20 protein-coding genes and 9 pseudogenes are annotated in these 26,821 nt (G+C 58.8%); 16 read left to right on the top strand and 13 right to left on the bottom strand.

Annotated elements, in window-relative coordinates; translation table 11 throughout:
- Positions 1-976: 976 nt before the first annotated feature.
- From X744_RS143045 to X744_RS143055, 4 genes and pseudogenes are all read left to right on the top strand, one after another.
- The gene (locus X744_RS143045) at positions 977-2,134 is read left to right on the top strand and encodes a porin (protein ID WP_023762391.1); all 1,158 of its coding nucleotides are present in this window, start codon (positions 977-979) and stop codon (positions 2,132-2,134) included.
- A 304-nt stretch (positions 2,135-2,438) separates the two neighbouring features.
- Positions 2,439-3,018, top strand: a pseudogene (locus tag X744_RS1000000176325) (thiamine phosphate synthase).
- The gene (locus X744_RS1000000175555; RefSeq protein WP_348626179.1) at positions 2,972-3,364 is read left to right on the top strand and encodes a bifunctional hydroxymethylpyrimidine kinase/phosphomethylpyrimidine kinase; all 393 of its coding nucleotides are present in this window, start codon (positions 2,972-2,974) and stop codon (positions 3,362-3,364) included. The pseudogene X744_RS1000000176325 and the gene X744_RS1000000175555 overlap by 47 nt, the downstream one beginning before the upstream one ends.
- A 480-nt stretch (positions 3,365-3,844) precedes the next feature.
- Positions 3,845-4,339 (top strand): MaoC family dehydratase, encoded by a 495-nt coding sequence (locus X744_RS143055; RefSeq protein ID WP_031261164.1) that lies wholly within the window; start codon positions 3,845-3,847, stop codon positions 4,337-4,339.
- Between the two features lie 1,143 nt (positions 4,340-5,482).
- On the opposite strand, the gene X744_RS143070 is transcribed toward X744_RS143055, so the two are convergent.
- The 5 genes from X744_RS143070 to X744_RS01000000170335 form a co-directional block, all read right to left on the bottom strand.
- Positions 5,483-5,779, bottom strand: coding sequence for a restriction endonuclease (locus X744_RS143070; RefSeq protein WP_245266841.1), 297 nt, complete (start codon positions 5,777-5,779; stop codon positions 5,483-5,485).
- A gap of 88 nt (positions 5,780-5,867) precedes the next feature.
- Entirely contained in the window at positions 5,868-6,374 is a 507-nt protein-coding gene (locus tag X744_RS143075) for a hypothetical protein (protein WP_023762382.1), read from the bottom strand.
- Positions 6,375-6,444: 70 nt separating this feature from the next.
- On the bottom strand, positions 6,445-7,593 hold the full coding sequence (locus X744_RS143080) for a hypothetical protein (protein WP_023762381.1): 1,149 nt from the start codon (positions 7,591-7,593) through the stop codon (positions 6,445-6,447).
- 93 nt (positions 7,594-7,686) lie between these two features.
- The gene (locus tag X744_RS03630) at positions 7,687-8,640 is read right to left on the bottom strand and encodes an ABC transporter permease subunit (protein ID WP_023762380.1); all 954 of its coding nucleotides are present in this window, start codon (positions 8,638-8,640) and stop codon (positions 7,687-7,689) included.
- Positions 8,637-9,245, bottom strand: coding sequence for an ABC transporter substrate-binding protein (locus tag X744_RS01000000170335; RefSeq protein WP_023762379.1), 609 nt, complete (start codon positions 9,243-9,245; stop codon positions 8,637-8,639). The genes X744_RS03630 and X744_RS01000000170335 overlap by 4 nt, the downstream gene beginning before the upstream one ends.
- Before the next feature lie 1,276 nt (positions 9,246-10,521).
- Between X744_RS01000000170335 and X744_RS1000000174125 the strand changes: the two genes are divergently transcribed.
- Positions 10,522-13,161, top strand: coding sequence for an HAD family hydrolase (locus X744_RS1000000174125; RefSeq protein ID WP_031261160.1), 2,640 nt, complete (start codon positions 10,522-10,524; stop codon positions 13,159-13,161).
- Between the two features lie 55 nt (positions 13,162-13,216).
- Here X744_RS1000000174125 and X744_RS1000000175550 read toward each other — a convergent pair.
- Positions 13,217-13,490: pseudogene (locus tag X744_RS1000000175550) on the bottom strand (type IV secretory system conjugative DNA transfer family protein); the annotation flags it as partial.
- A gap of 295 nt (positions 13,491-13,785) precedes the next feature.
- On the opposite strand from X744_RS1000000175550, the gene X744_RS1000000174120 reads away from it, so the two are divergent.
- Both X744_RS1000000174120 and X744_RS1000000172760 read left to right on the top strand, forming a co-directional pair.
- Positions 13,786-14,205, top strand: coding sequence for a hypothetical protein (locus X744_RS1000000174120; protein WP_156938629.1), 420 nt, complete (start codon positions 13,786-13,788; stop codon positions 14,203-14,205).
- Between the two features lie 177 nt (positions 14,206-14,382).
- Positions 14,383-14,587, top strand: a pseudogene (locus tag X744_RS1000000172760) (IS6 family transposase); the annotation flags it as partial.
- A gap of 287 nt (positions 14,588-14,874) precedes the next feature.
- Here the strand turns inward: X744_RS1000000172760 and X744_RS0138400 are convergent.
- Both X744_RS0138400 and X744_RS1000000175545 read right to left on the bottom strand, forming a co-directional pair.
- A complete protein-coding gene (locus tag X744_RS0138400) occupies positions 14,875-15,567 on the bottom strand; it encodes a hypothetical protein (protein ID WP_023762371.1) in 693 nt (230 codons plus the stop codon).
- A 372-nt stretch (positions 15,568-15,939) separates the two neighbouring features.
- Positions 15,940-16,071: pseudogene (locus tag X744_RS1000000175545) on the bottom strand (tyrosine-type recombinase/integrase); the annotation flags it as partial.
- A gap of 22 nt (positions 16,072-16,093) precedes the next feature.
- On the opposite strand from X744_RS1000000175545, the pseudogene X744_RS1000000172750 reads away from it, so the two are divergent.
- Positions 16,094-16,297, top strand: a pseudogene (locus X744_RS1000000172750) (tyrosine-type recombinase/integrase); the annotation flags it as partial.
- A 9-nt stretch (positions 16,298-16,306) separates the two neighbouring features.
- A pseudogene (locus X744_RS01000000170330) lies at positions 16,307-17,412 on the top strand (IS91 family transposase); the annotation flags it as partial.
- Positions 17,413-17,421: 9 nt separating this feature from the next.
- Here X744_RS01000000170330 and X744_RS03650 read toward each other — a convergent pair.
- The 3 genes and pseudogenes from X744_RS03650 to X744_RS1000000175540 form a co-directional block, all read right to left on the bottom strand.
- Positions 17,422-18,372 (bottom strand): annotated as a pseudogene (locus X744_RS03650) (transposase); the annotation flags it as partial.
- A 75-nt stretch (positions 18,373-18,447) separates the two neighbouring features.
- Positions 18,448-18,957, bottom strand: a complete 510-nt coding sequence (gene tnpB, locus X744_RS0138390) for an IS66 family insertion sequence element accessory protein TnpB (RefSeq protein WP_023762366.1) — start codon at positions 18,955-18,957, stop codon at positions 18,448-18,450.
- Entirely contained in the window at positions 18,942-19,160 is a 219-nt protein-coding gene (locus tag X744_RS1000000175540) for a transposase (protein WP_245266840.1), read from the bottom strand. Before X744_RS1000000175540 ends, tnpB begins: the two co-directional genes overlap by 16 nt.
- 24 nt (positions 19,161-19,184) lie before the next feature.
- On the opposite strand from X744_RS1000000175540, the gene X744_RS1000000176105 reads away from it, so the two are divergent.
- Both X744_RS1000000176105 and X744_RS01000000170320 read left to right on the top strand, forming a co-directional pair.
- On the top strand, positions 19,185-19,313 hold the full coding sequence (locus X744_RS1000000176105; protein WP_280948969.1) for a hypothetical protein: 129 nt from the start codon (positions 19,185-19,187) through the stop codon (positions 19,311-19,313).
- 111 nt (positions 19,314-19,424) lie between these two features.
- Complete coding sequence (locus X744_RS01000000170320; RefSeq protein WP_023762364.1) at positions 19,425-19,880, top strand: transposase DNA-binding-containing protein; 456 nt, start codon at positions 19,425-19,427, stop codon at positions 19,878-19,880.
- Between the two features lie 155 nt (positions 19,881-20,035).
- Here X744_RS01000000170320 and X744_RS1000000175535 read toward each other — a convergent pair.
- Positions 20,036-20,167: pseudogene (locus X744_RS1000000175535) on the bottom strand (IS630 family transposase); the annotation flags it as partial.
- Between the two features lie 420 nt (positions 20,168-20,587).
- On the opposite strand from X744_RS1000000175535, the gene X744_RS143100 reads away from it, so the two are divergent.
- Together X744_RS143100 and X744_RS143105 are read left to right on the top strand one after the other, a co-directional pair.
- Positions 20,588-22,030, top strand: coding sequence for a GMC family oxidoreductase (locus tag X744_RS143100; RefSeq protein ID WP_023762363.1), 1,443 nt, complete (start codon positions 20,588-20,590; stop codon positions 22,028-22,030).
- A gap of 13 nt (positions 22,031-22,043) precedes the next feature.
- Positions 22,044-22,556 (top strand): hypothetical protein, encoded by a 513-nt coding sequence (locus X744_RS143105; RefSeq protein WP_023762362.1) that lies wholly within the window; start codon positions 22,044-22,046, stop codon positions 22,554-22,556.
- Positions 22,557-23,236: 680 nt separating this feature from the next.
- On the opposite strand, the gene X744_RS03665 is transcribed toward X744_RS143105, so the two are convergent.
- Entirely contained in the window at positions 23,237-24,205 is a 969-nt protein-coding gene (locus X744_RS03665; protein WP_023762360.1) for an ISNCY family transposase, read from the bottom strand.
- Positions 24,206-24,336: 131 nt separating this feature from the next.
- Here X744_RS03665 and X744_RS01000000170310 point away from each other — a divergent pair.
- From X744_RS01000000170310 to X744_RS1000000174630, 3 genes and pseudogenes are all read left to right on the top strand, one after another.
- Positions 24,337-25,083: pseudogene (locus X744_RS01000000170310) on the top strand (site-specific integrase); the annotation flags it as partial.
- A gap of 416 nt (positions 25,084-25,499) precedes the next feature.
- Positions 25,500-25,673 (top strand): hypothetical protein, encoded by a 174-nt coding sequence (locus tag X744_RS1000000174115; protein ID WP_023762358.1) that lies wholly within the window; start codon positions 25,500-25,502, stop codon positions 25,671-25,673.
- A 246-nt stretch (positions 25,674-25,919) separates the two neighbouring features.
- Positions 25,920-26,708: a recombinase family protein gene (locus tag X744_RS1000000174630; protein ID WP_198032282.1), complete on the top strand. Its 789-nt coding sequence runs from the start codon at positions 25,920-25,922 to the stop codon at positions 26,706-26,708.
- Positions 26,709-26,821 lie beyond the last annotated feature (113 nt).

Below are 26,821 nucleotides of genomic sequence, written 5' to 3'. Positions count from 1 at the left end.
ATAACATCCAACCTTACCGCTGCGCTCGCCTGCGTCTTTGCGCTATGTCAGTCCGTTCCGCTTTGAGCTCGAAATTTTTAGCAATGGGCGCCGTTCAGTCTTGGCTGGACAGCGATGGTCTGAGCGCACTCGGTCAGCGACTGACGATGGTGTTCCCGCCGAAACCCTCACGCGCACCGTTTTGTTCGACGTCCCTTCCCTTCATCTGCGCGTGGGAGACTCTTCTGAGCGCAGATGCCGCATCCGATGAGACAATACGGTGTTGGGTCCAGACTTTGCACGCCAGCTAGCGCCGCCCATAATGATCTCTGCCGTCTCGATGAGCTCGTTGTGTGAATTGCTGGCAAGAAGCATTAGCTGTGCCGCGCCGCTTTCAGCACGAAAACCTGCTCGACGCGACCGTCAGGTCCGCCGCAATGCCAAGGCTGGCGCCTACCGACTCAGTGGTGCAAGGCTGCGGCGCGTGGTTATCGACCATCAGCTCGCCAAAGTGACGGCGTCGTACCGAGCGGTGGCCGCCGCATGATGCCTCAACGGCGGGGCTCACAGCAAACAATGCCGTCGCCATTAAGCCAAACTGTCGCCAAGCGAACAGACGAACCGTTTGCCCTTCGTGCTTGGGTGGATCCGCAAGGCAAAAAGAACAGAAGCGCGAACCAAGGTCCGCCCGCACATTTGAGCTTCAAGCCGCAGCTGGGTCGTCAGGGTGGCACGTCATTTGCAGTAGTACCCTTTGTGAGGCCCGCCGCTGAGGTGAAAAGGGTGATTGTACAAAAATGTTGTATGACCGTCTGGGAGTGATAACTACTTAATATATGTGACAACAAGTCTCAATCACATTCTAAATTCTCCTGAGCATTAGCACGACAGGTGCAGCAACACTCCTATAATTCAGCTTGATGCGCTATCAATCGTTTGCTTAGCAAAAATCATTTATCGGTCTCGATTCCTTTTACTATTTAGACGGAGATCAACAATGACCATTGGGAGCCTCCTCCTCGGCTCAACTGCGGCACTGGTCGCCGTTTCCGACGCTCGCGCCGTGATCATCGTCCCCGAGCCTGATCCGACAGAGTACCTCAAGATCTGCGACGTCTACGGCTCCAGCTACGTCTATATTTCAGGCACCGAGACCTGCCTGCGCATCGGCGGCTATCTCAGCTACTACGTGGGCTTGGGCGATGTCGGATTGTTTTACCACGCAAGAACCTCAGATGTGAGGACTGGTGAGGATCAGGGTACATGGCAAAACAACACGCGCTTCACACTGAAAGCTTGGACCGGCCAGGAGACCGAACTCGGCACGTTGAAGACCTACACCGAAACCCGCGTGAATTTCGGTAACCGCCACACTTCGGTTTCGGACAGTTCTCGGTCCTATGCCTTCAACGGAGACAGCATCTTGACTTTCGCCTGGATTCAGCTTGGTGGCCTCCGAGTTGGTAAGGACTGGTCGGCCTTCGACATGTTTATTGGCGGCGCGGGTGACGTACTCAACCAGACGCCGGTTCCGTACGGCGCTTTGGATACCAATGTGGTCCAGTACTACTTCGACGCCGCGAACGGCTTTTCCGCCGTGGTTTCGCTCGAAGAAGGCTCAGGCGTGGTGGGCACAATCGACAACTACGCTCCGCACATAGTCGGCGGCTTGAAATACACACATGGCTGGGGAGCGATCACCGGCGTTGCTGGTTATGATAGCAACTACGAATCGGTGGCCGCTAAGGTCCGTGTCGACATCAATGTCACCGACGAACTGTTGCTGTTCGGAATGTTCGGCTACGGTTCCAATGGCAAGCTCAACGACGACTCCATCAACGCGATCGACGCTCATGGTCGCGGCTTCTATAAGATTTGGGGCGGGAACTGGGCTTTCTGGGCTGGCGCCACTTACGAGCTCAACGAGACAACTTCGTTCAACCTTCAGCTCTCGGGTGATCAGCTCAAGAACTATGGTGTCGCTGCGAACGTCGCCTATGCGATTCTTCCAGATTTCACAGTTACGGCTGAACTCGACTATGACCGCTACGGAGGCTCCGCCGTCGGAAAGGTGAAAGCTTCCGAAGTGAACTGGACCAATGCCAACAAGAAGAGCAGTGTCGGCGGTATCCTGCGTTTCGAACGCTCATTCTAATGCGATGAAGCGTTGAGCTCCGAGGTCCAGTTGATGCGCGGACATTTCCCCTACATTCCGTTGATTGTGGATGCACGGCTCGGACGGCCGTCGTACGCGGCGACCGTCATGGAGCTCAGTTTGACGCCGTGCTCCTGAACACGGCGGTCCCGAGGGGCGGCCGATCCGGTCGGCATGGCGCGTGCGTTCGGCAAAGCGGTCGATGCCGGTCGTTGAAGCTTTCAACTCGGGAATGCTCGAACCGCGCTACCCACCGACGATCGGCAGGGCCGTCTTCTCATGAAGTCGTCGACGTGCCGGCTGGATTGACCGGCTGGTGCCGCTCGGCGTGAGTCTGGTGCAGCTCCGGATAAAGGATATGGACGAGAAAGGACTGCAAATCCGCCGCGCGAACGACGCCTGCGCGGTCCATGGTTGCCAAGTGAGCGTCAACGGCTATTGGCGCACGGCAATCGAGGAAAGCTGCGACTCGTCCATCTTGGTCAAAAGGATTTGGCTGCCGCCGATGCTGACGATGAAATACGCCGGATTGAAGCTCGGCCTTTCGATCCACGATCACACCGAACTGCGCCAGTGGCCGAGCCGGAGTATGTGGCGCTCGGCCCAGTCTATCCAACTAGCCTCAAGAAGATGAATGGGCGTCGCAAGGGCTCGAGCGGATCAGCGAGTGGAAGCACCAGGTCGCGCCGATCCCATTGGTCTCCATCGACGGCCTCAACCTGACCGGCTCGAAGGCGTTTTTCGAGGCTGGCGCCGAAAGCGCAGCCGTGGTCACCGACCTTGCGCTGAACGGCGCCCCAGAAGCGCGCACGCGAGAATGGATCGAAAGACAGAACAATAGCGCTGGGGCGAGAACCGCATCTGCTCGTTGTTGTAGGGTCTGATTCCCGCGGTGGGGCTGGAATTGCCCGCGAGATCGAGACGATCGCTTGCCTTGACGTGCGCACCTGCCTTGCTGTCAGCGCGCTGACGGTGCAAACCCAGGAAGACGCCTTGGAAATCCAAGTTACGCAACCCGGTCTGGTGGCGGATCAGATGCGCGCTGCGCTTCAGGCTAACAGAGTGGCCGGCACCAAGGTTGGCATGCTCGCAACAGCTGAGATCATCGTCGCTGCGGTTGCCGCTGTGCTGCGCGAATATCGGGCGCATATCGACAGTCCAGATCCGGTGCTGGCTTCCACGTCAGGCGAGCGCTTCTTGAAGCAAGCGCCATCCCGCATCATGAAGTAGCATCTGATGCCGCTTGCCGTGTCGACACCCAATGTCATTGAACTGGCGCTGCTTGCCGGCTCACAGCTAGCGGCCAATGAGGTCGGCGCGCTTCAAGAAGGACCACAAGCCACCCCGTCTGCTGGACTACTCCTCCACCATTCGAGACACGGATGGTTCCTATCCAGACAATTGATTTTATCAATCTGCGACAATACCGCATAGCGGCGCCGGCGGAATGATCATCCGTAGCAAGACGAGCTGCTTTCGGCGGCCTGCAGGACGCGCACCGCGACCGAGTACAAGCCGGCTCGTCTGCAGCCATGTTCGGATCGGCCGCATCGGTGCGCCGAATGAGATTGCCGGCGGAACGTTCTATTCGTGCAGCTGTGACGGCAGTCATCTCACCGGGGCCATCCTGCCGATGAATGGCCGGCAGTCGGTGCAGCATGGGCTGACACTGTTCACGGAATGAAGCCGCTCGCGCTTCGGACGGTTGAAATGGAGGACATTAGCGTGGAACCGATCAGTCTCGACGAGCTTCTGGCCAGCGTCGGCAAGGAAGTCGGCGTGTCGCCGTGGCGGGTGGTCTCGCAGCGGATGATCGACCAGTTCGCCGAGGCCACCGATGACCACCAGTTCATCCACTGCGATCCGGAGCGCGCCGAGCGCGAGACGCCGTTCGGCGGCACCATCGCACATGGCTTCCTGTCGCTTTCGCTTTTGTCGGCGATGACTTTCGAGACCATGCGGCCGCTCGAAAACTGCAAGATGGGTGTCAACTATGGCTTCGAATCGCTGCGCTTCCTGGCGCCGGTGAAAACCGGATCGCGCATCCGCACCCGTTTCGTACTGGCCGACATCAAGGTCAGGCCGTCGGGCTGGGTGCAGACGGCGCTGAGCGTGACGATTGAGATCGAGGGCTCGAAAAAGCCGGCGCTGACCGCGCGCTGGTTGACGCTGACGCTGATCAAACGCCAGCCGGAGGCGGCCTGAATTGCTCAACGAGCGTCAGCAGAGACGATCTTCACGTGCCGGGGCGATGTAGGCGACCAGTGCGCACCGATCGGCAACGCGACCACGGGGGTCGGCTAGGTAGAGGCGATGTAGGCGACCAGTGCGCACCGATCGGCAACGCGACCACGGGGGTCGGCTAGGTAGAGTGGCAGGAATGCCTGATCGGGGCGGTCTCGCAGGGGCGTCGATNTTCACGAAGTCCATGGAGAATTCCCGACCACGGGGTCGAAAGATCGGCTTGTGATCGGAGTGGGCAGATCCTCCCCGACTGACCCTGCCTCAAATAGGGTGTTATCGATGAACCGGGCCCAACTTGACGTCGCGGGTGTCGCTGATGGCGGCGGTTCGGACCCGCGCCTGGTCGAGTTGGTTCGCCTGCTCGCCCGCCGTCCCGCGCGGGTGGCGTTCGAGGAGCAAACGAAGGAACGCCGCACCCGCGCTCCTGGATGTCACAGGAGAGTGCATTGTGAAGGTTGCGATCTATGCCCGCTATTCATCCGACAATCAGCGCGACGCTTCCATCGCCGACCAGCTCCGCGTCTGCCCTCGTCATGCCGAGAACCAGGGCTGGCNCGACAATCAGCGCGACGCTTCCATCGCCGACCAGCTCCGCGTCTGCCCTCGTCATGCCGAGAACCAGGGCTGGCAGGTTGTCGAGGAATGCACCGATCACCTGATGTCCGGCGTCTCTCCTCCGTCCCGGTAACCCAGGCACTGATCTCCGATGCGACCCGCGGCCGTTTCGTATGTGCTGGCCGAAGCTATGGACCGCCTCGCGCGCGATCAGAAGGATACCGCCGGCCTTTTCAAGCGCATGGCTGAAGTGGTTCTGTCACGGCAGGGACCTCACGAAGCCACCGACGAAATCGGGAGCGACGATCGGCCGGAGGCAAAAGCCATGCACGGTCCGCGATATCAGGGCTTGGCAGCGAGAGCCTCTGATATTCGCGCATCCGCGCGCGACACGTGTCCTGGTCGAGACTATTTCGGGCGATCGCTTCGTAGATCGGCTATCGCGATAAGGAGCGAGTAATAGCTTCAAACCGACAAACTCTTTAAGCGTCAGCTGATACTGGATCTCGGCGGCGAAATCCGCCGCGTCCCTGCTGAAATAGGACGTGGTCAGCGTGATCGCTCGGTGACACGCTCATGCTGAGCCACCCCGTACAGCGCGCGGACGACACCAACGTCGACGGGGTTGTCTGGCGCGTAACGCTTGCACTCGACAATATACAGGAACGACCCGAAGCTGTCCGCCTTAGCCAGATAGAGATCCTTGCCGCCATCCCGGGTTTGCGGCGTGATCGTGTAGCCCTGTCGTTGGAACAACTCGGTCGCCAACTCGTCGAACTCACGCGGCGTCAGTGCATGGACCAGATCCGGCTCCTGACCCACCGCTCTAAGCAATGCCTCGCCCACCAAGCGGACGTCCGAGATAATGGTCTTTTCTTCGTGGCTGCCCCGCGATAGCGGCCGTCCATGAGGTTACGTGCGCGCGCTCGCTCGATCACGTGGCCGACGCGAATTGCTTTCCAACTGCCTGTTCCAGGACCGGTTGCGCAGCTTTCATGTCTTGAAACATCACCGCGAGGGCTGCGCCGAGGGTTTCCATATCCTGCTTTTTTTGCATCAGCTGGACGTGCTTCTTCACCTCATTTATCGAGGTCTGGGGCTTTTTCACGGGAAGTTCTTGCTCCGGCGGGAGGTTGACCGTGAACGCGCCGAGACCGCTATAGAGACGGACCAGGCTTGCCGAAATCTCTTTGCGTTTTGCCGGGTCGACGGCGCCGCTCGTCCCTACCTCTTCGGTGAACGCGCTCAGCAATTCCTCGAACTTCTTGTTCTCTGCGACGAGGCCCTGAAAGTCCTGGACCTTCATCTCTTCGATCCGGTTTACGCGAGCCTCGTAAAGCGACCAATAAACGCCTGCACCGCCAGCGGCGCCGGCTGTAATCGACGCCACTACGGTCCCAAGAATGTGCGCGCGAGCAAATTCTGTGATCGCCTTCAGCACTGTCTGCGCTCCTCAAAGCGGCATACAAACGTTACCGCGCCCCATTATATACATATTCGTCGCCGAATTTTTAATTTTCAGCCGAGGGGACTTCTTTCTTTATCGTTACGTCCGTCTTAAGGCCAACGGTATCTTTGGTAGCCTCGCGCTTCGGGCAGACCTCGTTCTCCCACAGATGAATGTTGGCGTACATCTCCATGGTCTGGCGTATATCCGTTTCGAGCTCCATGTCGCAGATTGAAGTCACGGCATTGGCAGAGTTCAACACTTTCGTGTAAGCCGCCTCTTGCGCCGTCACGCCCGATCCTGACAAGGCCAGCATCGCCGACACGTACCCGGCCATGGCAGCCTTCTTCATAGGGCGCCCGAAGTATCCCGGCGAGTGTATTTCGACATTTACGCCACCAAAATAGGTTTTATCATAGTACTTGTCGATGGCTTCGTGAAATCCAATCGCAAGAAACAATTCAAGTTCGCCCTTCTTCAGAGCAATGTACTGAGATGCGAAGAAATTGGTAAGATCTACAGCCTTATTTAGATCGTTTAGATCGATATCATCTTTTGTGACGCGAATGAGATTGCCGGACGACTCTTTCCACACATAGTCGCCGTACGCGTGGGTATATATCTCTCGCCGGTCGTCTTCCCGCGTGACCTGGATGATGGCTTGTCGATTCTGCATGAGCCGGATCAGCCGCCGGTTAAACTGCTGTTTGGACAGATTCACCGGCAGCCACTTCACCTTGCGGGCAGGGATGGTCTCATCGGGATAGCGGTGGCTTGTGACCGTGAAATCCGGGTCGAAATCATTCATCACCTCGCCGAAAAAGACGGTCGAGCCATACCCCTTTCCCGGGACGATGACCAAATCCCCAGCTTTCGCCTCTGTGTAGAGATCGTGAACTTCGTGCACAAATCTGGGTGCGTCGACCGTGACTGTAGTTACTGCGTAATCGTCCGGATTTCGGCTCGGTTTGTCGTCCGGATTTGATCCGCGCCGCCTCCAGATCCCGATCCGTCTCGCCATCCGAAGCTTGTTACGGAGGCTCGTGTCGTTCAGGTCGGGCGCTGTGGAGAACGAAATGCCAGGAAGGTCGAGAAACACCGATGCCGAAGCTTGAAAGTCGCCGTAGAACCGCTTTCCTTCACCGGGATGCAGCACGAAAATACGATGATTATCCGGCAGAATGCGAATTGCCGGATCCACAATTATTGACATTTCACCCCCGCGAATCGGTCGCCAAGCACATCATCTAGCCTAGAACTTTGGGCTTGTCAGTTCGCTGCCCAAATCTTCCACCGGTTTGAAACATTAGACAAGCTCTAGTGAACTTGCGCCCAAATCTACTATTCTAGTAGTTGCCGGAACCGCGCGAACTCGGGCACCTGCACCAGCCGCTTCGCCTGCTGAAACTGGATGTACCAGCCAAGGCCATATCTGGCGCCGAGCATCTCGGCGACGACCAACACAGCGAAGGACCCATGAACAGGCCGAGAATACGTGCGGCAGCGATGCTGGGATGGCGATCTTGAGGACAAGGAAACGAATATCGGCTCCAAGTGTGCGCGCCACGTCGTAATACGCTCTGTTGACCGAAGCGACGCCGGATGCCGTCAGGATCGCCACCGGAATGCCGGCCGAGAGCGCAACGATGAAGATCGAGGCGTCAAAAGTTGTCGGGAAGAAATAGAAGGCGTCGCGAATCCAGTCCGTTGCCGGCACCGGGCCGATCAACTTCAAGATCGGTATGCCCCAATAGTTGAAGCGCGCCGACCAGCCGAGAGCGACGCCCAGCGCGAAGCCGACAGCAATGCCCGAGAAGAAGCTTAGCGACCAAAGCCGCAGAGTATAGAGTATGCAGACAAGCAGCCTCGGTCCGTCAACGACATAGACATTCAGAAGGCCGTGCGGCGGTGAGAAGAAGGGCTTCGGCAGCCAGCCGAATTTCGCGGTTGTGAATTCCCAGATCAGGAACCAGAGACCGAGCGCCAGGGACCACGGTCCGTAATACACGAGCGTGCGGCCGACCCGCCCGAGCAGGCCGACCGAGAAGGCAAGCACGGCGAAGATCGCCGCGCCAACAGCGGTCAGGATGGCGAAGAGATCAGCGCTGCCCCATGGCACCACATCCGGCAGCGCGACCGTGACGACGGCCGTTGCCGCCCATGCAGCGGCCGCGTACAGGCCAAACTTCCAAACTCCGCCGAAGGTCGCCGACCGAGCTTGGACCCCGCCGGAACCGAGGGCCTGTATTGCATCGCTCATAAGAGGGCCTCAGGCGAGCAGGTTGACCGTGATCCGCTTGGCGAAGGCCTTCGGATCGGTGGTCGGGTCAAGGACCTTGACGAGCCTCTAACCTCCGAAGCCCGCTGGACTGGGCGACCAGTTCCGGCCCGATCGGGTGGTTGTGCGTGACCAGTCCGCCGATGATCGCCTCGAGGTCTTCCAGGCCTCAGGCCCGCCGGGTTCAGCGCTACCAGATACCATTTCGCCACCTCACCGGGATGGCTTGCGACATATTCGTGTATCTCGATATTTGCCTCGGCCAGACGGCGGAGCGCGTCGCGGTTGGCCTCCAGGAAGGGGCCGTTGGCGCCGAGCACGCAGCACGTCGTTCCCTCATAGATGCCAGTCTGGGTATCGGCGATCTTGGTGAAGTTGAACTTCTTCTCGATCGAATAGGCCCAGGGATCAAGATGCGCCGCCAGATCGGCCTCGCCACGATCGACCGTCTCGCCGACGAGATCGAACGGCACCGGCTTCCACGTCACGTCGGTCTCGGGATCGATCCCGTTCTTGGCGAGCGTCACCTGGAAGGCGACCTGCGGCGGCGCGCCGATGCCATAGGTGGCAATCGTCTTGCCCCTCACTTGGCGAGCCGAAGCCGAGCGGCGAATGGCAGGCCGCGACTTCCGTCCAGGCGAGCCGGACCTTGGGCGCATTGCCGACGATCCCATAACCGACCGCGCGGCTGCCGACTATACCAACCGCCGCAGCGGCCGCGCCGGCGATGCCGACCGATTTCAAGACCGTGCGTCGCGAGACGCCCTTGCCTCCAACTTTCGAATTCGTCTTGTCCGTGCTCATAATTGAACCCCTGTCCAGCGCCGCTTTCGATCACCGCTGTCGAGCATTTTACAATCTCTATAATTCTATCACTGCCTGTATTTTCTGTTTCTGCTGTCCGTTACGGGCCTAGCCTAGCTTTGTCAGGCATTAGACAATCCAATTTGGTTGCGAAAGCTACGCGCCCTTACGAACAGAGCGCGAAGTCTCTCCAGTTCCACCGACACCACCAACCGATCGTCTTTATTCTAACGTTGTGGCAAAACCTTCAAACTATTTTACAGAACCTTTACGACCGGAAATCGCTGACAATGGTACGTTCGCCACGACGTCAGAGGTTAGTTGCGACCAAAACTGATGCCCTTTTACGCTCAGATCGCCGCACAGCATGCAGCGTGGGGGTCACAAGAGCCAATGGCAAGAAGAGCGCTTATTCTGTTTGAAGGCCATGCGATGCATGCCGGGCTGTTGTACGTCCAAGCGGCCCATCGTCTTGGCCTTCCTCCAATTGTCGTATCGGCTGAGTCAACGCAGTGCGATTGTCTCGCGACTGAAGGAATTGAGATATAGCCGCTGCTTGTCCTAACCATGCATCAACTGTAATACTCTTTAATGAAAACATTACAAAAGGCTCCATGCGCATACAAGCAGTTGTTCACAACATAATCAAGTACTTAACGACAAACGGTCGCACTCCCACCGCTACGTTCACGGGAAATGTATAGATGATATTCATCGGCCGATGGTTTGGGTTCGGCGCAGAGGGTCAATCAAATGGCAGGATGTATCTTGACGTTAGCCGATTTCGTTTCTGCAACAGCGGGGGGGCCATCGATGGGATAGCGATCGTCTGGCGTCAGGACAGCGGAGTTTGCCCCGCAGACCCCGGTTCGAACCCAAGTCCCTCAACCAGTTCAGAACATCCCTATTTTAAATTGCCGGCTCCTTGGAAGTTCCATAGCGAAAGCGGTTGTCGCTGACCTCGACACTTCGGCGATGCGGAGGGCCTAGACCTAAGAGTAGACGACGAGTGAGACGTTCTCAGCCAGAAAAATTGCGCTTGGGCGAAGGAGACAATATATGCAGCATATACTGGAGCGTTTTGCCGCCAAGGTAAAGCAAGCCGATATTGGTCAGCAGTCTTTCGGAAAATTCTGTATTGAACATACGTTTGATGCTGACATTTATGGCGAGATAGTTCCGCGTCTTCCAGATGACGACGTCTATGACGACGTCTATCGGTCTATCGGCCACCCTGATGCAATGTTTCCAGACGGGGGCGGCCTAACGGAAAAGATTACCAAATGGCAAAAACCGGAGGGTCGCCTGCTCTGGAGTGACATGCGTGACACCCGCCATAACGCGCAGATAACGGCAGAGGATATTCCAAAGGTTCTGGACGAATTTGGAGGTTCCCTAAAGGTACTCTCACTTGACTGTTTCGATACGTTGCTATGGCGCAAGACAGCGACACCTAGAGACGTTTTTGCCGTGCTGGCCGATACTCCAATCGCGCGAAGGCTAGGAGTAACTCCTCACCAACGAATTAGCGCTGCTGCGTGTGCCCGTCGAGCGAAGCGTTTAGAGAACGGATCCACGGAAATCCATATCGGTGACATTTATCGGTCTTTTACGTCGCTCTCCAGTGAGGAACAGGAGCTATTGGCCGAGGCAGAAATCCGGACCGAAATGAGTGTTTGCTTTGCATTCTCACCGTACGTGGAACTAATCAGGCTGGCGCACACCCGTGGTATCAAAATTATCGTCGTGAGCGATACGTATTTGCGCGAAGACGAGTTAAGGCGCCTCTTGGCTCGGCATTTGCCTGCAGACGTTATGCAGTCAATCAGCAAGATTTACTGCTCTGTCGACTATGGAACGTCGAAGAGCGAGGGACTTTTTCAAGTTATAATCAAAGAGTGCGGGGTGCCTGTATCGCAACTACTTCACATCGGAGACAATGATGTGGCCGATGCGCAAGCGCCGCGGAAATTGGGCGTACGAGCGCTTCATTTCCTGCAGTTTGATCCTGAGGTCGTTGGATTCTTGCGCCTACAGCACGCAGCATCCTCGTTGATTGTACTCGAACAGGCAGCGCCGCAGGCAGTTATTCTGCCATGCTATAGTCCATTCCGTCCAGTGTTTTCTGTAGCAAATCTGCGTCAGTACACGCCTGAGACCTTGATAGGATACATGTCGTTTGGCCCGGCGCTATACGCCTATGCCCGTTTTCTTATGGACGAGGTGGAGGCGCTACAACGACAGGGTAAGCGAGTAAAAGTCTTCTTTCTATTGCGTGATGCTTATCTTCTCTCAGCCGCGTGTGAAGCCTATGCGCGCAAGCCCGTCGGCAAGTTGGTGCGAATCCGCAAATTCCATGCTATTGCCGCCTCTTTCAGAACCCGCGCCGATATCGATTATTACATCAGCGGAATCGAGCCCGAATTCGACACTCTTCATGCCATTGCAAAACAGCTTTTGCTTCCGCCTGAACTGACGGAATTGTTGATACGAGTCGCCCATCAATCTGCCGATCCAAAAACGGCGTTCCATCAGTTGCTGCACGACGACGATGTGCTGGAACTGATACTCAAGAACTCGTTTGCTTTGCGCGCCCGTTTGATGCGCTATATGTCGAAGGAATTGGAGTTGGAAGAAGGCGATACCATTATATTGGCAGACACGGGCTATAACGGCAGAACGCAGGAGCATTTGGCTCGCACGTTCAAATGCGAATTTAACATCGAAATACTCGGACGCTATGTGTTTGCGTCAGATGAACCTTACCGCGCGGCGAATAGCGAAGCACTTATTACGTCGCAATGGGCTAATTACACCTTATTTGAGCAATGCTGTACAGTCAAAGAGGGGGCAGTAGTGGACTATGAGTTGGACGGTGAGCCAGTTATTACGGACATCAAGCTTAGTGAGAAGCAGTATGATAAGGTTGCCAATGTTCAAGCTGAGTGCTTGCGGTTCATCGACGATGCGAGGACGTTTTTTACCAAGTCTGGTATGACACACGAGTATTCTATTTTACAGCAGGCCGCCCACGCATGTCTATTCCGTAATGCCTACATGCCTGTTGAAGCGGAGCTGGAATATTTCAAGGACTTTCAGCACGACAAGTTTATGGGGTCAGATCGCAAGAAGACGATCTATAATCTAGAAACTGCTTGGAAGAATGTGAGGCGCCTGCCCTCGCCCTATCGGTTGGGCGCATATGAAACGCGCGGCTTGGGGCTTGACTTCACATTCAGCGGTCTGATGCAAAGAAGATTTCAACTTGAGCTAGGTCCAGAAGATATGAATGTCCGGTTTTCACCTCTGAAAATTGCGATAGGTAGCATACATGAGTCCAAGGTCGTCTTGCTTCGCGCACGCCATCTGCATGACGGGTATTTCTCCATTATGTTGCCATATGTAAGCGGCACCAGTGTGAAAATGCTCTTGGGGGAGCACTACGAATGGTTGCAGATCGCGGATATACAACTATTTAATAATGCAAGAAGCGTGTGTAGGACTGTGTCCAGTTCTCTCGATCTGGAAGAAATCAACCGAGAGGGAGAGATTTACCGGTGCCTGTCACAGGCGAGTGTCGCGACAATACATCCGCTTGATTTGCAACAGCTCAAAACGCCTCATTACTATTACGTGATCTTTCGCCCATTGGTTTTGAGGGCATCTGATCTGCCGCAGAGGTCAGGCGCCTCGCAATAAAGGAGGAAAATTTATGCCGCCTGCGCATCGCTTGCCCTGCAGCACGCGAGCGTTGGAAGGTTCCGGCCTTCTGGCCGTAGGTGGCGCGCAGCTGATGGACGTCCTGCAGGATCGGCCAGAGGTGTGCACCGTAGCCCGGCCATGAGGCCCCTGGCGTGCTCGACGGCGGCGAGGTGGCCGAGGGAGCAAACTCATCGAGCAGGTAGAGAACTGGTTTTGCGGTTTTCCGGATCGCGGACCATGTCGAGCAGCCTTTGCGCGACGATGAGGCGCAGCCAGCGGGAATAGGTCGAGAGACGATCGGGCGGCAGGACGAGGAACACCGTAAGCCTTATGTCCTTTCTGGTTGCCGACTGTGAGGTGGTTCGCCCTACACTGGCAGTGTTGAAACGAGGGTTGCTCGTCGCGCCTATCCTCATGCCGGAGGACGAACGATGGAAGAATATAGCGAAGTTTTCGCAGGATTGGATGTTTCGAAGGATCGGCATGTTGTTGCTCTGGCCGAGAGCGGGCGTACCGGCGAGGTTCGATATGTCGGAGAGATATTATCCTCCGATAATGTGTCAGTACGCCGCCTCGTCCGCAAGCCTCGGACGCCCCGGGGTGTACGATTGAGATTTTGCTATGGAGCTGGACCCACCGGATACGGAAGCGGGAGATCGAAGCGCTTGGCTACGAGTGCGCCGTTATTGCTCCGTATCTGATCCCGCGCAAGCCTGCGATCGGGTTAAGACGAACCGCCGCGATACCGAGAAACTTGCCCTGCTGTTCCGTGCCGATCGTCGCTTTCGAATGCTCATCGCAACCTCCAACTTCAGAGTGTTGCGACGATCGCTTGAATCCGCCTTGAACTCCGCGGTCGGAATGATGCACGAGGCGCCCCACGAGGGGCTGAATCCAGCCAGTGACGGCAATAACTCGCGCGGCAACGCCAGCGAGCCAGCACATTCTGTCGATGTTGAATTCGCCTTGCGACAGGCCGGTCGTCATCTTTTCGATGACTTTGAAGATCCCGCTTCGCCAAGAGCGCTGCTCCGACGATGATCTTCCTCGAAGTGCCACGAGGCTTCTTGAAAAAAATCGAGATCGAGCTGCTGTTGCCCGACTTTCTGCTCCAATTCCCTGATCCGGCGCCTGGCCTTGGTCAGTGCCTTTCCTGAGGTGCCAGCACGTCGACTGAGCTCTGCAGCTGCAACTCCCCGTCGACTCCTCCCGCCGCATTCGCACCAGCCGACCCGACGACGGGAAAAGGACCATGAAACGCTTCAAGTCGGCAAGCCAGCTTCAGCGGTTCGTTTCCATCCATGATCCGATTGCCAACCTTTTCCACTTTCCCTGCAATACACTGTCATCGGCTCAACATCGAGACCTGCGTGACGCCGCCCTGCGAATCTGGAACAAAATCGCGTGTGTCGCCGCAGCGTGACAGCCGTCCCGGCCAGCTATCGCTGCATCAATCCGCTGATTACTTTACGGCGCCCACGTGCCATGATGCGAAACGCAAGCTGTTCCTCATTCTGCAACAACACCAGCGCCCATCTGAATCCGAAATTCGTAGACCGGCCGTCCGTCTTATAGCCCCATTATGCGTCGGCTTGATGCTGCAAATGCGCATAGTGACGCCATATCGTCAATTCGATTGATTCAAAGATTGAAGCTTCGACCAATACCTCATGATCACCTTCAGCGAGCAGAAGCTACGTGATTGGCGCTCTAACACTTTTCAAACCCGACCATTTTCATGGCCCAGCGGCTGACGCCGCCTTTGTCGTTGCGATGGATGAACATCTTTCGGATCGACGTCTCGAGGTTTCTGCGCTCGATCGGGGACAGGAAGTCAATGTCGAGCTGGCGCGTGTGCTTGAACCTCTCGACTACCGCAGCGGTCGGGTTACAGGACGGCAATCTTGCGGCAGTTGGGTCCGTGACATGCAGATCCTCGATGATGTAAAAGCCGCCTGGCTCGACGATAGGAAAAAGCTTTGCTAGAGCAAGCTGCTGATGGTAAGCGGCGTGCGAGGCATCGTCGATGATGATCCTAACGGGCGGTAGTGAGCCCGCAAGGCGTTCCAGGGCTGCCGGATCGCCCATGTCCAGCCGCTCGAAACGAAAGCGGTCTATCTTGAAGGCACTGAAATCTGAAATGTCGCAGCCGATGATGTTAGCTTTGGGAAAGAACTCCAACCACATCTTGATCGACGGTATGTCTTCGACCTTGCGAGTGAGCAGTTCTTCGGGATCGTCACAGCCGCGCTGCAGTCCAATCTCGACGATCGTGAAAGGTTCGCGCCGAAATTCCTCGAACAGAAACGAGTAAAAGCTGGTGTAGCCATGGGCGTGGTAAACCTCATCGCCCTTGTCAGTTCCGAGCGCATTGGCCAGTTTCGTCAAATTTGGAACGCTCATTGTAAAATCACCTTTTTTGCACCAGCGCCACACGGAACGAATATTATCGGCTAGCACTGTCGTTACGAAGATTCGACAGCGAGCCATAGCGCTGACCATTGACCAGGCGATGCGTTCAAGACGCGTGCCAAACGCCCAATGCTGATTTGTCTTGGCTATCCCGTCTGGCACGCGTCGCGTGCCGGACAGAATGTCGTNGCGTGCCAAACGCCCAATGCTGATTTGTCTTGGCTATCCCGTCTGGCACGCGTCGCGTGCCGGACAGAATGTCGTAACTCCGACATCGGATCGCAGGCGTTCCATCTGGATGTCGTACTTCTGTGAGCGCTACCGAGGTGACCACGGATTTGGGATTTGACTTTCAGAAGTTGGGGCGGGTCGTTTCGTTTCCAGATTGGCCCTGGCGTAGTGATTGGTGGTATCGAGGCTCACATGACCAAGCCAGCTGCGGATGACCGTAATGTCGACGCCCGCCTAGACAAGGTGGACGGCGGTGGCGTGCCGCCTATGTCGATCAAGACATAGTCGGCACGCCACCGCCGTCCATCTGCTGGAGGCCGGTGCCGACGTGCGCACCATTCAACTGCTGCTCGGTCACAGGAGCCTTGCGACCACCGCCCATTACCTGCGGATCGCCACCAACAAAGTCTGCGCCACATCGAGTCCCTTCGAGCTCTTGCCGCGTCCGGCGTCCACCGTGCCGCCGCCCGCCACGCCGCAATACTTCTGAGCGGCGGCAATGGCCCGCTCGGGGCCGGAAGTGGCGGATATCTTCCGCTGCTACGGCGAAGCCTATCGCGCACAGCATGATGCGTCGCTGTCGACGGCCCAGCGCCGCGTCATGACGGCGATCGAACTGTGCCGGACCGCCGCGCTCGGCGGGCATGTCGAGCAGTGCGATTACTGCGGCCACCGGCGCATTGCCTTCAACAGCTGCCGCGACAGGCATTGCCCCCGCTGCCAATCGCTGGCCCGCGCACAATGGCTGGAGGATCGTCGCGCCGAACTTCTCGACACACAGTACTTCACGTCGTCTTCACGCTGCCCGGCGACATTGCCGCCATCGCCTATCAGAACAAGGCGCTCGTCTACGGCCTGCTCTTCCGTGCCGCCGCCGAGACCCTGCGCACCATTGCTGCCGACCCCAAGCACCTGGGCGCCGAGATCGGCTTCTTCGTCGTGCTGCACACCTGGGGCCAGAACCTGCTCTATCATCCGCACCTGCATTGCGTCGTCGCCGGCGGCGGCCTGTCTGCCGACGGCAATCGATGGATCGCCTGCAAGCCCGGCTTCTTCTTGCCCGTCCGGGTGCTCTCGCGCCTGTTCCGACGATTGTTCCTGGAACATCTGAAGAAAGCCTTCGACGGCGGCCAGTTGCAGTTTTTCTCTGGCCTGCAGCACCTGAGCGAGCGCGATGCCTTCCGGCGTTATTTGGCGCCGCTACGAAAGGCCGAGTGGGTCGTCTTTGCCAAGCCGCCATTCGCCGGACCCGAACAGGTCCTCGACTACGTCGGGCGCTATACGCACCGCGTCGCCATTTCCAACAATCGGCTCGTCGCCATCGAGGATGGGAAAGTCGCCTTTCGCTGGAAGGACTATCGGCACGGCAGTCGGCAGAAGGTCATGACCGTCGCGGCCGATGAGTTCACTCGTGCTTCCTGCTACACGTCCTGCCCGAGGGCTTTCATCGCATCCGCTATTACGGCTTCCTCGGCAATCGCTATCGCGCGCAAAAGCTCGCCTGCTTGCCGTGACCTGCTGGGCATGCCGGTTCCCGAGCCGTCGCACAGCCGATCCGCAAAGGACTATCGCGACCGCTACGAGGACCTTACCGGGCATTCCCTCATCCGCGCCTCGGCTGTCTTCAAAACGATAGGCAACCATTGGCGGACTGGTTCCGCCATAGGGTCGATCATCCCGTGCGTAGGCCTATAGCCAGGCTTTCGTGGTTTTCCCGGAACCGGGGGCAAGGGTGGGCAAGGTCGTCTCGTCGGCGAAGACCCTTTCGCCCTCCTTGACGCACTCAAGGATGTAATCGGCGAGCATCTGCAACTCGAAGCCCAGGTGCCCCAGCCACTGCGCCATCAGCGATCGGCTGAGCTCGACACCGTCACGCAGATAAATCGCCTCCTGCCGGTAAAGCGGGAGGCCGTCGGCGTATTTCGACACGGCGATGTAGGCGAGCAGCCGCTCCGTCGGCAGGCCGCTTTCAACGATGTGCGCCGGCGCCAGAGCCTGGACCACGCCGTCACGGCCCCGGAAAGCGTATTTGGGACGGCGCGTGACGATGACCCGGAACTTCGGCGGCTCGACGTCCAGTCGCTCGGAGCGGTCCTCGCCGATCAGAACCTTTTCCAGCCCCTCGCAGTCGCCCGGGATTTCCGGCTCGACGACCTCCTCGATGCGTTCGAGGTGGGCAGCAAAGCCCTTGCGCGGACGCGGGGCGCGCTTCGGCTTGTTGCCGACCGCGCGGTCGAGTTCGCTCCGGATTTCCGAAAGGCCGGTCTCGACCTCTTCGAAGGCAAAGGAGGCCTGCTCGTCGTCGATGGCCAGGCGTAGCCGCTCGGAACGCGTGCCATGTTGCGTGCGCTGTAAAACTTTCAGGATCGACGTGAGATTGGCGATCCGCTCGTTGGCGCTTTTCTCGACAGCTTTCAGCCGGGCGACCTCCGCCTCAGATGCTGCGATCCGAACTCCGGCGACTGCGATCCGGGCCTCGCTTGCAGCCTGCTCGCGAGCCATGGAAAGGATCATCGCCTTCAGCGCATCAACGTCGTCGGGAAGGGCAAGACCCGGTAGAACCATGGCAAGCAACAGAGCACAAAACAGCCGCTTTCCCAACCGTTCCAGCCGCATGATTCATCTTGCCGCAGGCCGGTTTCAGCCCGTCGATAACGGCCGCCTGACCCTGGCCGGACGGATCTTTTTCCAGTCCAGTCCGGCCAGAAGCGCCATCAACTGGGCGTGGTCGAGACGCATGCGCGCGGCCGATATCGCAGACCAGCAGAAGCTGTGATCTTCCAGAGTCTTCGAATAAAGACAAACCCCGCTGCCGTCCCACCACACGATGCGAACCCGGTCCGCACGCTTCGAACGGAATACGTGAAGCGCCCCCGAGAACGGGTCCAGGCCGCCATCCCTGACCAGCGCCATCAAAGATGCCGCGCCCTTGCGGAAGTCGACCGGCTGGCACGACACGTAAACACCACACCGGAAGCGATCATGCCTTGCGAACCGCGCGGATGATCCTCGCCAGGCGATCGGGATCAACATCGCCGCCGGCGCGTACCACTGCACGCCAATGACGATTTCCACCGTGTCGCTGCCCACCGCTTCAAAGCGCGTGAACTTCGCCGGATTGCTCGCTGCCTCCGTCAGTGGCGCAACCATGCCCGACGAAGCGCCTTGCGGCGCCAAGCATAGAGCTGCGAGGGGTCCAGTCCCTCGGAACGCGCAACCGCCGACACACTACCCCCTGGCGAGAAGGCTTCGGCGACAACCCGTGCCTTCTCTTCGTCCGACCGATGGCGCGGCTTGCGTCGGGACGGCACAGGCTCCGCCGTCAAAATCTCGAATGTTCGATGATGGCTCATACTGTCGCTCACAGGATTCTCCGCATGATTCATGCTGAAAATGAGCGATCAACCGCCTGCACGCTACGTGGGGATGCCTACGCGCTTACAAAGCAGCGCCAGGACCGCATCATCAATCTTGTCGGTGTCGATCTCCACATCGCTACAGCTTAGCGCAGACCGCACCCGCTGCGGCCCAGACCGGCTTCCGATTACCCACATCGTCGGCCGGCCTATTGCCCCGTATGTATCTGCCGTGATTCTGTCCGTGACGCCGAATCACGGATGCGACACAAGACCAGCAGCAGCGAAGCCGCTTGGCAGGAGGAAGAGCTTTCTGCGGCGGCCCTTCCCGACAAGCGTCTGGCCCGGCGGCTGCGACGGTTGCTGGATCAGATATCAGCTGCGCCGGGCAAACCAATCCCGGCGGCCTGCGGCGACTGGGCGGCGGCGAAGGCGGCCTACCGCTTCTTTGACAATCCGCGTGTGACCGAACATAGCGTTCTCGCCGGCCATTTGGCCGCGACCGCGGCGCGCGTTGCGGCGAGCGAAGGTCCGATCCTTCTCCTGCAGGACACGACCGAATCCATCTACAGCCGCGCGCAGCCGGGCAAAATCGGCTTCACCAGGACCATCAACGCCGGGCGTTACAAGGCCGGGCAGCCCAATGTGCTGACCTTGTGCGGGGTGCTGATGCATTCGAGCCTAGCCGTCACCCTCACCGCACACCCCTCGGTCTGACGGCGGCGAAGTTCTGGACACGAACGAAGTTCAAGGGAACGCTCGCGCTCAGCGGCACGTCAATCCCACACGCGTGCCGATCGAGACAAAGGAGAGCTACCGCTGGCTGGAGAACCTGCGCCAGTCCATCGCGCTCGTTGGCGCGCCCGAGCGGTCAACCCGTCGCTTGCCAAAAGCACGATCCGCGCTCTCCAAACCACTTTCTGGGGCGTGTTCCGGTCCCCGACCAGCCGCTCCAAGCGTTCACGATCAGCACCGCTGATCAAGGTCCGTTCGATCTTTCTCATCGGCCCAGACTCGCAGGTCTGAGCCGATTTGTGAATCCTACGTCAGCATCGGAACACTAGCCTGCCTCCCGAATGGGAGCCGGGTAGTTTCAGGAACTCCGCTCGGCAGGAGTGTATCTGCCGATTTGTCGTGTGTATGACAACATCAACCCACCTACCAGAACCAAGCCGTTCGCGTAACCTATTGAAATAACGAGGAAAGGAAGTTCAGATCTCATTTTTGGCAATCGGCACGACTTTTGAAAGACTGGAGAGGTCGCGGCAGAAAGTGTTGCCTAACTACCCAACGTGGAAGTGGCAAACATTTTGCCATGCGTAACAGTGCGATGCAACATTGAAATTGTCTCGCTGACCTGCAGGTAGCCCGATCGCACCGCCATCGGCGTCAACTGCAGGGGTCAGCGGCCGAAGAGGCCATAAATGGTATTTGACATCCGAGCGCAACAGGTTGCCGGCGAGCACTATGATCTTGTCGTGATCGGCTCCGGCTTCGGTTCAACCTTCTTCTTGCACGAGTTCTCCAGGAGAAGAAAAGCGCGCGTTCTCGTCCTCGAATGGGGGCGCCACAATACGCATGATTGGCAACTTGAGCACGGCTCAAACAGCAACGTCCAGGACGACAGTACCTATTCCAGCAACTCCAGCAAGCCGTGGGACTACACCATCGGCCTGGGGGGCGGAACAAACTGCTGGTATGCGCAGACGCCGCGCTTTCATCCGAAAGATTTCAGGCTGAAAAGCCTCTACGGCATCGGTCTCGATTGGCCGCTCAGCTATGACGAGCTCGAGCCGTTCTACTGCGACGCCGAGGAGATCATGTCGATCTCTGGCGATCCCGACATGGCCCGCATGCTGCCGCGCTCGCGGCCCTTTCCGCAGCCGCCGCATCGCATGTCAACGCCAGACCGGATGATGAAGGCCGCGCAGCCGGACCAGCACTTCGTCATGCCGACCGCCCGGGCGCGCGTGGCGACTGCTCAGCGCACGTCGTGCTGCGCCAACTTCAGATGCTGGCTTTGCCCGGTCGATGCCAAGTTCACCCTCAACAACGGCCTTATCCACGTCTTCGAGCATCCCGATGTGTCGGTCTGCCTCGACGCCGAGGTGCGCCGGCTCGACCACGCCGGCGGTTCGGTCCGTTCGACTACCTTCATGCGCGACGGCAAGGAATATTCGGTCAGCGCCGACCTCTTCATACTCGGCGCCAATGCCATCCAGAGCCCGGCGATCATGCTGCGCTCCGGACTTGGCGGCGAGTTCGTCGGGCTCGGCCTGCACGAAGCCTATGGCCGGAACTTCGAGGTCTATCTGGACGGCGTCGAAAATTTCGACGGTAGCACCATCACCACCGGCCTGAATTTCGGCCTCTATGGCGGTCCGCATCGCGCCGAGCACGCAGCGGCGCTCGTCTATTTCGAGAACCGCTGGCAACACGGCATGCGGGCCGAGAAGGGGCGGCTCCGGCAAGCGCTGCCGCTGTTCATCGTCACCGAAAACCTGCTCGATCCGGAAAACCGCGTCATCCTCGACAAGGATGAGAACGCCTTCGTCAGCTTCAGGGGCGCGTCCGATTACGCCGTCAACGGCATGGCCAAGGCGCTCGAAAGGCTGCCGGAGCTGCTCAAGCCGCTGCCGGTCGAAAATATCTTCGATCGCGGCATCCGGCCGACCGAGTCGCATGTGCAGGGCACATTGCGGATGGGCACCGGTCCGGACGACTCCGTGGTCGACCGCGAAATGATACACCATCAACTGAGAAACCTCGTCGTCGTCGGCACCAGCACCTATCCGAGCTGTTCCTGTGCCAATCCTAGCCTGACCGCCGCCGCTCTCTCTCTCAGGGCGGCGAGCCGCATCGCGTGAGGAGGGATCCGGCATGATCACGGTTTCGAGACGCGTCGTGCTTGGGCTTTTGGGAGGTGGTGTGGCCTCTATCGGTCTCACTTACGCTTCGGTGCGCTCCTTCGCCCACGAGGACCTGGTCCGCATGGTACTTGAGCGCCATCTTGAGCCCCTGAACATCGCTGAGGACGAACTCCGGTTGTTTACCCAGGAGTTCCGTGCTCAGCGTCCGACGACCTTTCCGACCGAAAACTTAGCGGCCGTTTCCGCGCTTCTGGAGAAGCTTAGGCTTGCATCCGCTGCCCGTCCCATCCTATCCGGCGACCGTGGGCAGCAGCTGGAGCATTTTGAGCGCTGGCTGCTCGCGGACTTCCACCTTTTGACCGACTATGCCTGGCGTCAATCACCAGGCGATCCCATCCGTTTCACGGGCCCGCCGCAACCATGCGCGAACCCGTTTGCGATTATCGAAACAGCCAATTGCGCATTGCCTCAAGGAAAATGTTACCGCGCGGGTTCGTTGCCTCACCTAAAATGTTACTCGTGAAGGCGCATGTCGCCATGATGCCTTCACCATCAGGGAGGCATCATGAAGACGAAGATGACACATGCCATGCGCATGGAACTGGCCAATGCGGTCAGGGGTCGCTATGCGGCCGCGACGACCAAGGGATCTTGGAGGAGTTCATCGCCGCGACGGGGTATCACGAAAAGTCCGCAATCCGCGTCCTGAACAGCCACCCGGAGCCGAGGCACCGGCAGACCCGTCAACGCCCATCGCTCTATGAGGAGGCTGCTCGGGGCGCCTTGATTGTGCTGTGGGAAGCTTCCGATCGAGTTTGCGGCAAGCGGCTTGTCGTTGAGCCGACGATACGTCTTCGGCCCAACGACAACACCGCGTGCGCGAGCTGCTTGGCGCCACAGATTGACCCGTCGGACGAGTGTTTTGTACTGCTTGCGGGTAAATCGACCTGGAAACTGGACACACAGCTCCTCGAAGAGCTGCGTGGCGTTGATGTTGGGGAATTCCTCCAATCGGCGGCAAACGATCGGCCACACTATGCGGAGCGCCTGGACACGGGCTTGGCCAGTCTCGGCGTAGACCGGCTTCGGCTTCTCCTGCATCTTCGCGGCTGTCGCGGCAGGGGTGGGTGGGATCACCGGCTTGAGCGCGGCGGTGGGAGCCGCAATAAGGGTTTGTGCCGAGACCTTTTGTAGACTGCGCAGCTAACGCGGTTTGGCCTCGACGGAGAAGGTCGGACGGATCTCGCCCGCATGCCAGGCGCTCGATAGGCTTGATACGAACGCGGCCAGGTTGGGCGGCTCCGATGTCGCCGGTGGTGGTGTTTCGCCGTCAGCCGCCGCCAGATAAGCCTGCACAGCTCGCATTTCCTCCAGAAGTTTCAAGCGGATCGAGGTCGGCGGCAATCTCGCGCAGCTTGCTCTTGGCGGCCATCGGGATACCCTCCGCCTGCCGGAGACGCTCGCAGGGCGTCTGCGGTGGATGATAGCGTTGGCCACCTTCGCGCCGTCGCGCTGCTTGGCAGCCAGTTTGAACGAGGGCTGGAAGAAGTTCACAAACAGCCTGGATGCCCCGTAGAGGCGCGTGATCGCTCTGGCCGCCGCCAAGCCCTCAAAGCGCCGATAACCCAGGAGCTTCCGCACAACGGCGCCATTTTTCTGCTCTATCCACGCTTGGTCGTTCTTACGGTAGGGCCGCGAGCGCGTGAGTTCGATGCCGTGACCAAGGCAATATTCGATCAGCCTGTTGTTGACGAACTCGCTGCCATTGTCCACATCCAGCGCTCTCAGGGCAAAGGGCAAGCCCATGCGGATGCGCTCGAGTGTCTCGACCACGAGGGTGCCTTCTCGGACCACGATGGGCGCGGCCTCCGTCCATCCGCTCGCGATATCGGTCAGAACCAGGCTGTGAACGTAGCTACCTCGGTTGACTCCACCGCAATGAGCGACCAGGTCCATTTCCATGCTGCCGGGAAGCGGCTCGTTCCAGTCAGCAAAGGTGCGCATTTTGATGCGCCGCCGGGGCTCTGGCACAACCCTTGGCTTCTTTTTCGTACGCATGGTGCGCCTCGGCATTTGGAGCAAGCGGTCGATTGTCGCGGCGCTCATCGACAGGATCTTGTGGCGGATTTCCTCTTCGAGCTTCAGATGTCCATTGCGTTCCAGCGCCGGCAATAGAATGGGCAGCAGTGCCTTAAACCGCGTGGTCGACGTCCCGATATCTTGGCGGGTCGGTTTGCGGGTGAAGCTTCTGTTTTAGAGGATTGCGGCTGTTGAAGCGCAATCTTGAGAACAGGAGCAATAAAATGGCCGAGTTGAGCCCGCTTCGCCGGCGCATGATCGAGGATATGACGATCCGCAATCTGTCGCCGGCCACGCGACGATCCTACGTGCACGCGGTAGCGAAGTTCCCCGCTACTGTGGCCGATCCCCGGACCGGCTTGATCTGGAGGACGTTCGCGCCTTCCAGGTGCATCTGGTCTCTACCGGAATCTCGTGGCCAGCGCTGAACCAGACGGCGTGCGCGCTGCGGTTCTTTTACGGCGTGACGTTTGGTCATGCCGAGATCCCTGAACGGATCGCCTATGCCCGCGCGCCACGCACGCTGCCGGTGGTTCTCAGCGCTGACGAGGTTGTCCGCTTTCTCGAGGCGGTGCCGAGCCTGAAGACGCGCACCGCCCTGACGACGGTCCTATGCCGCGGGCCTTCGCGCTTCGGAGACTGTCGGACTGAAGGTCGGCGACATCGACAGCGGACGCGGCGTGATCCGGGTCGAGCACGGCAAGGGCAGCAAGGACCGCACGGTGATGCTGTCGGCGCAACTTCTGAGCATCCTGCGGGTCTATTGGCGGCTGGCGAAGCCGCAGGGCTGGCTGTTTCCGGGCCGGGATGCAAATCGCCCCATTGACGTGCAGGTGCTGTACTCGGCCTGCCGCTCGGCGCGTGCGGCCGCCGGCATAGATAAGCGTGTGACGGTCCACACGCTCAGGCACAGCTTCGCAACTCATTTGCTGGAGAACGGCACCGACATTCGCATTATTCAGGTGCTGCTCAAAACAACGACAAACTGCCCGTCAACAGCCTGAAGAAGGGCGAATTTACTATCCATTTCATCCGCGCTGCGGTGAGACGGTGCTCATTCTGAGGCGCTATGCCTACCGTGGAACCGGGTTGGTGGTCATTCCGCAGCCTGACGGCTCCCTTGCCTGCATACCGGCGCGCGGCGGCGACACACTTCAAGCTATCGGCTGAGCCGCGGTTTTCCCTTGGGGCCTTGCAATCTCTGCGCGCCGAGATCGATGCGCTTTTAGGATTTCTCCAGTCCGACGAAANATGCGCGAGGCGGCGACACACTTCAAGGCATCGGCTGAGCCGCGGTTTTCCCTTGGGGCCTTGCAATCTCTGCGCGCCGAGATCGATGCGCTTTTAGGATTTCTCCAGTCCGACTCAACGACGGAGAAAGATCCGAATGAAGCGCCAATTCGAAAGCCCCCAACCAAGCCTGTTCGAAGTGGGCGAGCCAAGCGTTGTGCTGACACCCGCCCAGGAGACCGAGTTGGCGATGCTGGTGGAGACCCTGCTGCGCGAGATCGCGATGGCACTAGCAAACGCGGAGATCGCAAATGACCAAGATCACGGCTGAGCATCTTGCGCGCAGCGCGTACGTCTATATCCGTCAGTCGACGGCCGATCAGCTTAAGCACAATCAGGAGAGCCAGCGCCGGCAATACGGGCTCGCCGATCGCGCTCGGCAGTTCGGCTGGGCCACGATCGAAGTCATCGACGATGATCTCGGCCGCTCCNGGGCTCGCCGATCGCGCTCGGCAGTTCGGCTGGGCCACGATCGAAGTCATCGACGATGATCTCGGCCGCTCCGGCGGCGGCATCAATGGACCAGGTTTCGAGCGGCTCCTGGGGGCGATCTGCGGTGCGGCAGGTCCATGTCTGGCTCAGAGACGAAGGCATCGCATTGCCCGTTAAGTCGCATGATTTAGAGGGGCGCCTCATCGCCTGGAAGCTGCCGCTCTACAGTACTGTGCACAACGTTCTGACCAACCCCGTCTATGCGGGCGCCTATGCTTTCGGGCGCACGACAAGCAAGGTCATCATTGAGGAGGGCCGCAAGCGCGTGCGGCGCGGGCTGCGGCGTCCTCAGATGGAATGGGACGTCCTGCTCAAGGACCAGCACGAAGGCTACATTACGTGGAGCGAGTTCGAGAGGAACCAACAGGTGATTGCCAATAACGCGACCGGCAAAGGCAGCGCCACCGCCAGAGGAGCGGTACGGCGCGGGGGATTGCTTCTCGCGGGGCTTCTGCGTTGTGGTCATTGCGGCCGCAAGATGTATGTCGCCTATGGCGGCAGGGCGGGGCGCTATCACTGCGAGGGTGGGCTAGTCAATCATGGCACCAAGCGGTGCATTTCGTTTGGCGGCTTGCACGTCGATCAGGCTATCGGCGCCGCAGTTCTTGGCGCCTTGAAGCCGCTCGGTATCGACGCCGCAACCAAGGCCCTAGAGGCTCAAGCGAGCGAGACGTCAGCGGCACAAAGGCAGCTCGAGCTGGCACTGCAGCGGGCGCGTTACGAGGCTGCCCATGCGCGTCAGCAACGATGCTGTCGACCCTGCCAATCGTCTGGTCGCTGGCGAGCTGGAGCGCCGCTGGAACAAGGCGCTTGAAGCCGTGCACCAGATCGATGGCGAGATTGCCGCACTCGAGGCGAGAAGACCATCTCCGCTGGGAGAGAAAGAACGAGACCAGCTGATGCGGCTCGGCGCCGATCTGGATCTCG

It is taken from the genome of Mesorhizobium sp. LNHC252B00 (genome assembly GCF_000502955.1).
In the GTDB taxonomy this organism is placed as follows: domain Bacteria; phylum Pseudomonadota; class Alphaproteobacteria; order Rhizobiales; family Rhizobiaceae; genus Mesorhizobium.
The sequence above is the reverse complement of the archived record's forward strand: the minus strand, read 5'-3'. Positions and strand labels throughout refer to the sequence as shown.